The organism is Sphingomonas sp. RIT328 (assembly GCF_000632225.1).
GTDB lineage: Bacteria > Pseudomonadota > Alphaproteobacteria > Sphingomonadales > Sphingomonadaceae > Sphingomonas > Sphingomonas kyungheensis.
Genome location: NZ_JFYV01000020.1, coordinates 47,263 through 57,591, shown reverse-complemented (window position 1 = coordinate 57,591; position 10,329 = coordinate 47,263). Strand labels below are relative to the sequence as shown.

Genomic DNA, 10,329 nt, shown 5'->3' with positions numbered 1-10,329 from the left:
GTGGATGCCGGGGTGCGAGCGGCGTGACGGAAGGTGTTTTGCAGAGGTCTCGCCGGCGCGGGAGTATCGGTGCCATCGGGGCGCGCCCTGTGCTCGGCACGAGCCTCGAAGGCGTCCGGCAACATCTGGCCACGGCGGCGACCAGGCAGAGAATCCGCCGGTGTCGGGATGGCGGGATAGCGGGAGAGGCAGTGTTCCGCGCTCCCGTGACCGCGCGGCCCGGCCAGCCTCCCGTCCCCGCCAAGGACGCCGTTTGACCGGCGGTAAGCCGCATCTGCCGCGCCGGCCCGCGGCGTGGCGTCGCTGATGCCGCGTCGGTTCGCCCGGCGGCTGCGGGCGCCGCGGTCGCTTGGCGCCAAGCTGGTGCTGATCCTGACGATCGTCGGCATGGCGGGGGCGATCGGCATCACCGTGCTGCTCGCGGCGGGCATCACCCCGAGCTTCGACGCGCTCGAGGCGAGGGCGGTGCGCGCGAATGTCGAACGGACGCACGCCGCGCTCGCCGATGCCGCCGCCGCGGTCGAAACGGCGACGCGCGACCAGGGCGATCGCGTGCACGGCGATGCGGCGATTGGCACGGGCCGCGCCGACAGGGAGCCGGTGCCGCGCGATCCCGGTATCGACGGCGTCGCCTATGTCGATCGCGACGGCACGATCCGCAATGTGCGCTGGCGCGGTGCCGACGGCGCGGGCGCGGCGGCGCTGCGCACCGCGATCACCCGGACCGATCTCGCGCGGATCGTCGGGCAGGGCCATTCGGGCCATGTCTTCGCGCGGCTCGGCGAGCAGGTCGCGGCGCTCGGCGTCGCGCCGTTGCGTGGCCGGGAGGATCGTGGCGCGGCGCGCGGATTCGTCGTGATGGCGCGCCTTGTGACCGGGCAGGCGCTTTCCGATCAACTCCATCTGGCGGCGCGCATCGATCGTGCCGCGCGCGGCGACGAGCGGGTCGTGATGGACCATGGCCGGCTCGACATCGCGGTGCCGATCCGCGGCGCGGACGGGCGGACGATCGCCGCGGCGCGCTTCGCCATGCCGCGCGAGGCGATGCTGCTCGGCCGGCGGATGCTGTCCTTCGCAGTGGCAGGGTCGACGCTGCTGCTGCTGATCCTGCTGCTCGTCCTGCGGCGGGTGATCGCACGGCTCGTCCTCCAGCCGTTGCGGCGGGTGGAACGGCATATGGAGCAGGTGCGCGCCTCGGGGGTGATCACGCGGTTCGACGACGCCGCGCGGCGCGACGAATTCGGCTCGCTCGGCCGCAGCCTCGACGCGATGCTCGCGCAGCTCGAGGGCTTGCGCGAACAGGTCGAGGCGCAGGGCTTCGCGCTCGGCCGCAGCGAGAGCGCGGTGGCGGTGATGCACAACGTCCGCAACGCGCTGACCCCGATCAGCACGATCCTCGGCCAGGGCATCGCCCAGCCGCCGCCGATCGATCGCGCCACCGTCGCGCGGGCGCTCGCCGAACTGGGCGAGGCGGATTGCTCCGCCGAACGCCGCGCCCGGCTCGCCGCCTTCGCCGTCGCCGCCTTCGCCGCCGAGGCCGAAGCGCGCGAGACGATGCGCGGCGAGCTGCGCATCGGCCGCGAGGCGATGACGCACGTCCTCGACATCATCGGCCAGCAGCAGCGGCAGGCGCACGAACGCCCGCCGCTCGAAGCCTGCGACCTCGGCGAGATCGTTGCGCGCAACGCGGCGATCGCCCGCTATGCCGACAGCGCGTCGATCGCGTTCAGCTTTCCTGCCGGACACTATCCCGTGTGCGCCAACCGGGTGATCCTCAGCCAGGTGATCGGCAATCTGCTCGGCAATGCCGCCGAGGCGATCGCCGCGACCGGGCGCGGCAGCGGCAGTATCGGCGTGACGATCCACACCGCCGGCGGGCAGGTCGTCTGCCGGATCCGCGACGACGGCGAGGGGTTTGCGGCGGCGACGGGGGCGATGCTGTTCCAGCGCGGCTTTTCGACGCGGGCGCACAAATCCGGCGGGTACGGCCTGCACTGGAGCGCCAATGCGATGATCGCGATGGATGGCACGCTGCGGCTCGACAGCGAGGGGTCGGGGCGCGGCGCGATCGCGACCCTTGCGCTACCAGTTGTGCAATTGATTGCGTAAGTTGTGCAGTCTCGAAAATGCAAGTGATTATCGGTACTAATCGGCCGGATATTGGCCTGACATAGGTAACATGTTAAATATTAAAGCATAATCTATGTTAGGGAGTGAGGGCGTGCGACCTGCGACCATTTGGCTGACGGCGGCATTGCTGCTGACAAGCTGCGACAAACTCAATGAATCCGACAAGAACACCTTTATGAGCGTGATCGGTCACTATTTGACAAAGACGCCGCCATGCATCACCTTGCCGCAACATGGCTGGAGCGGCAGCGACGACGAGCAGGATTTTCCCGTCATCCTGGCATCGCCGGCCGAACCCGACCTGAGCGAGGCCGAACGGCGCGAGCGGCGCGAGGACATGGCGCCCTATGAGGCGCTGGCCAGCGCCGGCCTGCTCTCGGCGACGCCGAAGGGGTTCGACGAGCGGCAGCCGGGCGGCGGCACGCGGCGCGTCGCCGGCATCGCCTTCGACCTGACCGACGCGGGCAAGGCGGCGCGGGACAAGCGCCGCGCCGGCGACAGCGCGACCTTCTGCTACGGTACGCCGACGATCGACGACATATTGCGCTATTCCGGCCCGACCGAAGCGGTCGGGATGAAGGTTTCCCAGGTCCGCTACCGCTACCACCTCGCCGACCTGCCGGATTGGGCGACCAATCCGAAGGTGCGCGAAATCTTCCCCGACATCCGCCGCGAAACCGCCGGCCCGCAGGAGCGCGATGCGACGCTGATCCTCACCAATGAGGGTTGGAAGCATCAGGGGGAGCTGTAAGGCCGCGATGCCATACAGGGCGGGGCGGTCAGGGCCGCCACCTGGTGATGGAAGGCGCAGCCCGGCGGCCGCGCCTTCCGTTCGCTCACTCCGCGGCGATCAGCCCCGGCGCGTCGGAGATGAAGCGGTCGAGCACGCCGTCGGCGATGCGCACGGGGCCGTCGAAGCGGGTCGCGCCGGGGATCGTCCGGATCGCCGCGGCCTGCGTGGCGAGCGCACGCGCTTCGGCGAAATAGCGGGGCGCGGCGGCGTCGCCATGATCCGCCGCGGCGAGGCCGGCGGCGGTGAGCTGGAGCGCCCGGCCCCATAGCGGCAGCGCATCGAGCCACGGCTTGGCCTGTGCGGCGAAACCGGGATCGACCGTGCCGGCGCGGATGATGTCGGCCGCGCCGGCGAGCGCATCGGCACGCTCGGCCAATGCCCCGATCGCCGCCTGCCGCGCGGCGGCATCGCCGCCGGCGATCGTCTCGCGGACGTGATCGAGCAGCGCCTTGAGCTGCGGCGCCTGCTCCTGCCACGGCTGGCTGCCGAAGGTCGGCGCGATATGCTGGGTGTCGAAGAACAGCAGCAGCGCCGCGGTCGCCTGCGCGTCGCCGCCGGCGAGCGCGCGCGCCGCGGCATGCCAGGTGAGCGTGGCGTCATAATCGGTGTCGTTCCAGCCGAAGGCGGCGACGCCGGTCACCGCGACGCGGCTCGGCGTTTCCTGGTTCATCGGGTTGGAAAGGATGCCGGTTAGCTCGCCCGACAGGCCCGCCTCTCGCCGCGCATAAGGCGCGAGCAGCAGCCGGCCGGTGGTCTGCGCATAGTCGTTGACCGGGTAATTGTCCCACAGCAGCGTCTTGCGGCCGAACGCCTTGGTCGCCGCCTTGGCATCGGGGATCGAGATCGCCGGCGGCACCACGTCGGTGCCGGTCCATTGCACGACGATCCGCGGGTCGAGGTGCTGGCGCAGCGCGGCCTTGTACGGCGTTTCCTTGGCGTCGTAATATTCGGTCGGCACCATGATCAGCGGCCGCGCGCGTGCATCCTTCGCCGTGAGATAGCGCTGCACGCCGTTGAGCAATCGCGCCTGTGCGACGCCCGCCGCCTGCGCGCCCGACGGACCGAAGGCGGCGGTATCGCCCGCACAATTCCACTTGGTATATTCGATGTCGTCGAGCGCGACGTAGAAACTGGTGACGCCGATGCCGCGCAGGGCATCGAACTTGTGCTCCAGCGCCGCGGCGTCGGCAGGGTCGGAGAAGCAGATGCTCGGCCCCGGCGAGATCGCGTAGACGAAGTCGACGTGATTGCGCCGCGCCGTCGCCGCGAGCGTGCCGAGCGCGCTCAGCGTCGCGGCGGGATAGGCCTCGCGCCATTTGTCGCGCGCGAACGGATCGTCCTTCGGGCTGTAGACATAGGTATTGGCCTTGACCGTGGCGAGGAAGGCGAGGTGGCGGCTGCGGTCTTCCATCGTCCACGGCTTGCCGTAGAAGCCCTCGATCGTGCCGCGGATCGGCATCGCCGGATGATCGCGGATGGTCAGCGCCGGCAGGCGCGGGCGGGTGGCGAGCTGGCGCAGCGTCTGCACGGCGTGGAACAGGCCGTCGCCGTCATGGCCGGCAAGCGTAACGAGCGCGCCGCGATCGAGCGCGCGCACCGTCAGCGTATAGCCTTCGGCCCGATCGTCGCGGGCCGCCTGGCTGCGCGCGAGCGCGGCACGGACCGGTGCGGTGTCGTCGCCGCCGATCACCACATAGGTCGCATCGAGCCGCGTCGGCAGCGCCTTGGCACGGGTGAGGGTGCGGACCCCGGCCTGCGACAGGATATCGCTGATCGCCGCGACGGTCGCCGGCTCGGTACCCGGCGCGACCACCAGGGTCGCCGCGGTACCGAGCGGCACCGCGCCGCCGGTCATCGTCAGCGCGGCCGGGGCGGGGAAGAGCGCGGGCGCGGTCACCGGATCGGCGGCGGCGGCAGCGTTGCTCCAGACGATTCCTGCGGTCAGCGCCGCGAGGGCGCCGATCCTGTCCAAGCGTCGCATCATCCTGCTCTCCGGTATCCAATTGGTATTATGACGGCTTAGGCAGATGTCGGCGCGCGGGCAAGCCGCCCCGCGGCGACCTTACCCCCTTGATCGTATACCGTCGGGCGGCTACAGGCACCGCAGCATCAAGAGTCGGGATGACGCCCGACACCAACCTGCTCCCGGGCAAGGTGGTGCCGCCACGCAAGTGGCGGGATGTGGCCGGACCGGCAATCCACGGGATCACGCCACATATCACGTCGTCCCGTCCGGTGCCGCCAACCGAAGAAGGACCCGAGACGTGACCGACGCCCAGCAATTCGCCAGCGACAATTATGCCGGTATCTGCCCGCAAGCCTGGGCGGCGATGGAACAGGCGAATCGCGGTTCCGCCAGCGCCTATGGCGACGACGACTGGACGCAGGCCGCCGCCGATGCCTTCCGCACCCTGTTCGAGACCGAATGCGAGGTGTTCTTCGCGTTCAACGGCACCGCCGCCAATTCGCTCGCGCTCGCCTCGCTCTGCCAATCCTACCATAGCGTGATCTGCTCGGCGCAGGCGCATGTCGAGACCGACGAATGCGGCGCACCCGAGTTCTTCTCGAACGGATCGAAGCTGCTCGTCGCGCCGACCGAGAGCGGCAAGCTCGATCCCGCGGCGATCCGCCGCCTCGCCACCGGACGCGCCGACATCCATTTTCCCAAGCCGCGCGTGGTGACGATCACCCAGCCGACCGAGACCGGGCAGGTCTATACCATCGCCGAGATCGAGGGGATCGCCGCCGTCTGCCGCGAACTCGGCCTGCGCCTGCACATGGACGGTGCGCGCTTCGCGCATGCCTGCGCGACCTTGGGCTGCGCGCCGGCGGACATGACGTGGCGCGCCGGCGTCGACGTGCTGTGCTTCGGCGGCACCAAGAACGGCATGGCGGTGGGCGAGGCGGTGTTGTTCTTCGACCCGGTCCTCGCGCAGGATTTCGACTATCGCTGCAAACAGGCGGGGCAGCTCGCCTCCAAGATGCGCTTCCTGTCGGCGCCCTGGGTCGGCCTGCTGGAAAGCGGGGCGTGGCTCGACAATGCCCGCCACGGCAATGCCTGCGCGCAGCGGCTGGCGGCGGTGGTGGCGGCGCTGCCGGCCGTCGCGCTGATGTTCCCGGTCGAGGCGAATGCCGTATTTCTCACCGCGCCGGACGCAATGCTCGACGGGCTGCGCGCGCGGGGATGGAAGTTCTACACCTTCATCGGTGGCGGCGCGCGCTTCATGTTCGCTTGGGACGCCGACCCGGCACGGGTGGACGAGCTGATCGCCGATCTGCGCGCGGTGGCGGGCGTAGCGGAGCCAGCCGAGGCACGGGTGCTGGCGGACGCCTAGGGGGCGGGGAGCGGCTGGCGGGCGGCTGACGCCGCAGGTGATTCGCGCGAAGGCGCGAAGACGCGAAGACGCGAAGAGGGTGAGGCACCTCTTCGCGCTCCGTCTCAGTTTTCGCAGCCGCAGACCGCACGACATCTCCGCGCCTCCGCGTGAACCCATTCTCCTTTGCGTCTTCGCGTGATCGTTTAGCCGCTCGCAAGCCAAGCAGCGGGTCTTGGTTCGCGCGGAGGCGCGGAGGAGTCGCGTTCGAGGGGCCTTTGCGGTCCCCGCCATGGGCCGGAATTGCGGGGTATTCGCTCCTGCGGAGCGGTGGATGCCGGAGCGGGGCTGGCGTGACGGCGTGCTTGTGCGGGATCCCGCCGGAGCCGGCCGGCCTTCGATCGGTCGACTCCGATCCCCACGAAAAAGGCCGGAGCGTCGCCGCCCCGGCCTCGTCGTCGCGTGGATCGCTGTCCGCTTACTTGGAGCGCTCGACCTGTTCGAAATCGAGCTCGACCGGCGTGGCGCGGCCGAAGATCGATACCGACACCTTGACCTTCGACTTGTCGAAATCGAGTTCCTCGACGATGCCGTTGAAGCTGGCGAACGGACCTTCGAGCACCTTGACCGCGTCGCCGATCTCGTAATCGACCTTGACCTTGGTCTTCGGCGCGGCGGCGGCCTCTTCCTTGCTGTTGAGCATCCGCGCGGCTTCCGCCTCGCTGATCGCCTGCGGCTTGCCCATGCTGCCGAGGAAGCCGGTCACCTTGGGCGTATTCTTGACGAGGTGGTAGACGTCGTCGTTCATGTTGAGCTTGGCGAGGACATAGCCGGGCATGAACTTGCGCTCGACCGCGATCTTCTTGCCGCGGCGCGCCTCGGTCACCGTCTCGGTCGGCACTTCGATCTGCTCGACGAGCTGTTCGAGGCCGAGCCGCGTCGCCTCGGCCATGATCGCGTCGCGGACCTTGCCCTCAAAGCCCGAATAGGCGTGAATGATGTACCAGCGCGCCATCTAAAAACCCTTACTTCGCGAGCTTGAGCAGCGCCTGGACGACCGCGTTGAAGAACGTGTCGACGCCGAGGAAGAACAAGGCGAGGATCGTGGTCATGATGACCACCATCACGCCCGTCATGATCGTCTCGCGCCGGGTCGGCCAGACGACCTTCTTGGTCTCGGCCTGCACCTGACGGATGAATTCGATGGGGGTCGTCTTCGCCACTGTGTCTCAAAACCCGCTGGAATTGCGAAAATCCGTATCGCTCCAGACATAAGCCCGGCGCCGCTTCCCCTGATGTGGGGAACCGGCATGGCCCGTCCTCGCTGTCGGATGGCCTGCGCAGATAGCCGCGCGGGGCAGCAAAGGCAAGTCTTAGGGGGAGATGCGGCGCGCGACGGCGGCGCCGGGACGATCAATGGCCGTAGGTCTTGATGCCGCGACGGCGCAGTTTCTCGCGCTTGCGGCGCCGCAGATATACGATCAGCATCGGTATTCCCACCAGAAGCAGGATGCCGATGATGCCATAAACAAGCGTAAATCGCGTAGCCTCGTCCATGCGGCGCTATATAGCAGGCTGGTCGCGGACGTCACCGGTCGAGTGACAAAAATTTCATTGTGTCACATCAAGCACATAGGAACATATGCTTGGAAAGACTGGCAGGAGTGCACGGACTCGAACCGTGGGCCCTCGGTTTTGGAGACCGATGCTCTACCAACTGAGCTACACTCCTGCAGCGCCGCGGCCTCTACCGCCTTGTCGCGAAAAGGGCAAGATGCTCTTGCGATGGTGTGATGGCCGCTGCGGCGGCGGGCGATCCGAAGGTGACGCCCGCTTCCTGTCCCCCTATGGCGCCCGGGCATGACGAGGCGAAGGAGAGACGGCGTGGCGACGATCAGGGCGATGACGGCGGCCGTCCTTCTCGCATGGGCGCCGGGGGCGGCGGCCGCCGCCGATCCGGTCGCCGCGCCGGATCTGGGACCGAATCTCGAACGCTTCACCTATCCCTGGCCGGTGCAGACGATGACCGTCGATATCGTCGGCCAGCCGGCGACGATGGCGTTCATGGATGTCGCCCCGGCGCGGCCCAACGGCCGCACCGTCGTGCTGCTGCACGGCAAGAATTTCTGCGGCGCGACCTGGGAGAGCAGCGCGCGGGCGCTCGCCGAGGCCGGCTATCGCGTGCTGATCCCCGATCAGATCGGCTTCTGCAAATCGGCCAAGCCGCGCGCCGCGCAATATAGTTTCGAAATGCTCGCGACATTTACCCGCCGGCTGATGGAGTCGCGCGGTATCCCGCGGGCGGCGATCGTCGGCCATTCGTTCGGCGGCATGCTCGCGATGCGCTTCGCCATCCTCTACCCCGATGCGGTCGAGCGGCTCGTGCTGGTCAATCCGCTCGGCCTCAAGGACCGGTCGGAGGAGGGGCTGCCCTATGCCGATGTCGACACCTTGTGGGCCGGCGAGCGCAAGACGAGCTACGCCTCGATCAAGGCCTATCAGCAGGCCAATTATTATCATGGTACGTGGAAGCCCGCCTACGATCGCTGGGTGTGGATGCTCGCCGGCATGTATCAGGGGGCGGGGCGCGACACGGTGGCGCTGGCGCAGGCCAAGACCAGCGAGATGATCAAGACGCAGCCGGTGGCGCACGAACTCTACCGGATCAAGGCGCCGACGACGCTGCTGATCGGCGCGCTCGACCGCACCGCCTTCGGCCGGGCGCAGACGCCGCCCGACCTGCGCCGCTTCCTCGAGGCGATTCCGGTGGTGGCGCGGCAGGCGGTGACGCAGATGCCGAATGCGACGCTGGTGCCGATCGACGGCCTCGGCCATTCGCCGCAGGTCGAGGACCCGGCGCGATTCGAAAAGCTGCTGCTGACCACGCTCGCCAAGCGGTGACGGCGGGCGCGCGTTCCGCCCCCGTTGACCCGTCCCCCGACTCCGCGTATAGGCCGCCCCCGTCCGTGGGAGCGATCCGACGGACATGCTTGAACATTGCTGGATGCATTGTGGGGCCGGGGTGGCGCATGCGCCGCCTTCCGTCCCTTTTTGTATTCCGAAGTGCTGTGATGGCTCCAGCAAAGTAACCCACATACGAGGTGAAGGCTTCATGCCGACGATCAACCAGCTGGTCCGCAAGGGCCGCGACCCGCAGAAGGCCAAATCCAAGGTCCCTGCGATGGAGCAGAACCCGCAGAAGCGCGGCGTCTGCACCCGCGTCTACACGACGACCCCGAAGAAGCCGAACTCGGCGCTGCGCAAGGTGGCCAAGGTCCGCCTGACCAACAGCCGCGAAGTGATCAGCTATATTCCGGGCGAAGGCCACAACCTGCAGGAGCACTCGGTGGTGCTCATCCGCGGCGGCCGTGTGCGCGATCTTCCCGGCGTCCGCTACCACGTCCTGCGCGGCGTGCTCGATACGCAGGGCGTCAAGGATCGCCGTCAGTCCCGCTCCAAGTACGGCGCCAAGCGTCCGAAGTAAGCCGGTTGGCCCCGTTGCTCGGGGCTCGACCATCAGGCTGAAGTTAGAAAGGTTTTTGAAATGGCACGTCGTCGTCGTCCCGAAAAGCGGGTCATCCTGCCTGATCCCAAGTTCGGGGATGAGGTTCTCTCCAAGTTCATGAATTCGGTCATGCTCGACGGCAAGAAGTCCGTCGCCGAACTGATCGTCTACGGTGCGCTCGAGACCGTCGAAAGCCGCGCCAAGCGCGAGCCGATCGGCGTGTTCCACGACGCGCTGAACAACATCAAGCCGGGCATCGAAGTGCGCTCGCGCCGCGTCGGCGGTGCGACCTATCAGGTCCCCGTCGAGGTGCGTCCCGAGCGTGCGCAGGCGCTGGCGATCCGCTGGCTGATCGCTGCGGCCCGTGCGCGCAGCGAGAACACCATGTCGGCGCGCCTGTCGGGCGAGCTGATGGATGCCGCCAACAACCGCGGCAACGCGGTGAAGAAGCGCGAAGACACGCACCGCATGGCCGAAGCCAACCGCGCCTTCAGCCACTACCGCTGGTAAGGCTTGGAAGCCTCGACCTTCTGACCTATATCGTGGGGAGCCGGCGGAAGCTGCGCTCCCCACATCTCTAAGGAAAC

10 protein-coding genes, 1 tRNA gene and 1 riboswitch are annotated in these 10,329 nt (G+C 68.2%); of the genes, 6 read left to right on the top strand and 5 right to left on the bottom strand.

Features of this window, described 5'->3' with window-relative positions; genetic code table 11:
• Positions 1-306: 306 nt before the first annotated feature.
• Both BW41_RS10315 and BW41_RS20100 read left to right on the top strand, forming a co-directional pair.
• On the top strand, positions 307-2,109 hold the full coding sequence (locus tag BW41_RS10315) for an ATP-binding protein (protein ID WP_051583429.1): 1,803 nt from the start codon (positions 307-309) through the stop codon (positions 2,107-2,109).
• 196 nt (positions 2,110-2,305) lie between these two features.
• Positions 2,306-2,881 (top strand): hypothetical protein, encoded by a 576-nt coding sequence (locus BW41_RS20100; protein ID WP_152542259.1) that lies wholly within the window; start codon positions 2,306-2,308, stop codon positions 2,879-2,881.
• An 85-nt stretch (positions 2,882-2,966) separates the two neighbouring features.
• Here BW41_RS20100 and BW41_RS10305 read toward each other — a convergent pair whose 3' ends face one another.
• On the bottom strand, positions 2,967-4,907 hold the full coding sequence (locus BW41_RS10305; RefSeq protein ID WP_037534191.1) for a beta-N-acetylhexosaminidase family protein: 1,941 nt from the start codon (positions 4,905-4,907) through the stop codon (positions 2,967-2,969).
• A 117-nt stretch (positions 4,908-5,024) separates the two neighbouring features.
• Positions 5,025-5,134: riboswitch (SAM-I-IV-variant riboswitch) on the top strand.
• Positions 5,135-5,187: 53 nt separating this feature from the next.
• Between BW41_RS10305 and BW41_RS10300 the strand changes: the two genes are divergently transcribed.
• A complete protein-coding gene (locus tag BW41_RS10300) occupies positions 5,188-6,258 on the top strand; it encodes a threonine aldolase family protein (protein ID WP_037534190.1) in 1,071 nt (356 codons plus the stop codon).
• Between the two features lie 457 nt (positions 6,259-6,715).
• On the opposite strand, the gene nusG is transcribed toward BW41_RS10300, so the two are convergent.
• The 4 genes from nusG to BW41_RS10285 form a co-directional block, all read right to left on the bottom strand.
• Positions 6,716-7,252: a transcription termination/antitermination protein NusG gene (gene nusG, locus BW41_RS10295; RefSeq protein WP_037534189.1), complete on the bottom strand. Its 537-nt coding sequence runs from the start codon at positions 7,250-7,252 to the stop codon at positions 6,716-6,718.
• Positions 7,253-7,262: 10 nt separating this feature from the next.
• The gene (gene secE, locus BW41_RS10290) at positions 7,263-7,460 is read right to left on the bottom strand and encodes a preprotein translocase subunit SecE (RefSeq protein WP_017979500.1); all 198 of its coding nucleotides are present in this window, start codon (positions 7,458-7,460) and stop codon (positions 7,263-7,265) included.
• A gap of 190 nt (positions 7,461-7,650) precedes the next feature.
• Complete coding sequence (locus tag BW41_RS21560) at positions 7,651-7,794, bottom strand: hypothetical protein (RefSeq protein ID WP_200870397.1); 144 nt, start codon at positions 7,792-7,794, stop codon at positions 7,651-7,653.
• A gap of 99 nt (positions 7,795-7,893) precedes the next feature.
• Positions 7,894-7,969: transfer RNA gene (locus BW41_RS10285), tRNA-Trp, on the bottom strand.
• A gap of 152 nt (positions 7,970-8,121) precedes the next feature.
• Between BW41_RS10285 and BW41_RS10280 the strand changes: the two genes are divergently transcribed.
• From BW41_RS10280 to rpsG, 3 genes are all read left to right on the top strand, one after another.
• Positions 8,122-9,138: an alpha/beta fold hydrolase gene (locus tag BW41_RS10280; protein ID WP_235199726.1), complete on the top strand. Its 1,017-nt coding sequence runs from the start codon at positions 8,122-8,124 to the stop codon at positions 9,136-9,138.
• A 211-nt stretch (positions 9,139-9,349) separates the two neighbouring features.
• The gene (rpsL, locus tag BW41_RS10275; RefSeq protein WP_010185487.1) at positions 9,350-9,721 is read left to right on the top strand and encodes a 30S ribosomal protein S12; all 372 of its coding nucleotides are present in this window, start codon (positions 9,350-9,352) and stop codon (positions 9,719-9,721) included.
• Between the two features lie 60 nt (positions 9,722-9,781).
• Complete coding sequence (gene rpsG / locus BW41_RS10270; RefSeq protein WP_037534182.1) at positions 9,782-10,252, top strand: 30S ribosomal protein S7; 471 nt, start codon at positions 9,782-9,784, stop codon at positions 10,250-10,252.
• Positions 10,253-10,329 lie beyond the last annotated feature (77 nt).

Excerpts from the sequence above, each read along its gene's own strand:
- BW41_RS10315 (WP_051583429.1), top strand. The coding sequence starts at position 307 with ATGCCGCGTCGGTTCGCCCGGCGGCTGCGGGCGCCGCGGTCGCTTGGC.
- BW41_RS20100 (WP_152542259.1), top strand. The coding sequence starts at position 2,306 with ATGAGCGTGATCGGTCACTATTTGACAAAGACGCCGCCATGCATCACC.
- BW41_RS10305 (WP_037534191.1), bottom strand. The coding sequence starts at position 4,907 with ATGATGCGACGCTTGGACAGGATCGGCGCCCTCGCGGCGCTGACCGCA.
- nusG (WP_037534189.1), bottom strand. The coding sequence starts at position 7,252 with ATGGCGCGCTGGTACATCATTCACGCCTATTCGGGCTTTGAGGGCAAG.
- BW41_RS21560 (WP_200870397.1), bottom strand. The coding sequence starts at position 7,794 with ATGGACGAGGCTACGCGATTTACGCTTGTTTATGGCATCATCGGCATC.
- rpsL (WP_010185487.1), top strand. The coding sequence starts at position 9,350 with ATGCCGACGATCAACCAGCTGGTCCGCAAGGGCCGCGACCCGCAGAAG.
- rpsG (WP_037534182.1), top strand. The coding sequence starts at position 9,782 with ATGGCACGTCGTCGTCGTCCCGAAAAGCGGGTCATCCTGCCTGATCCC.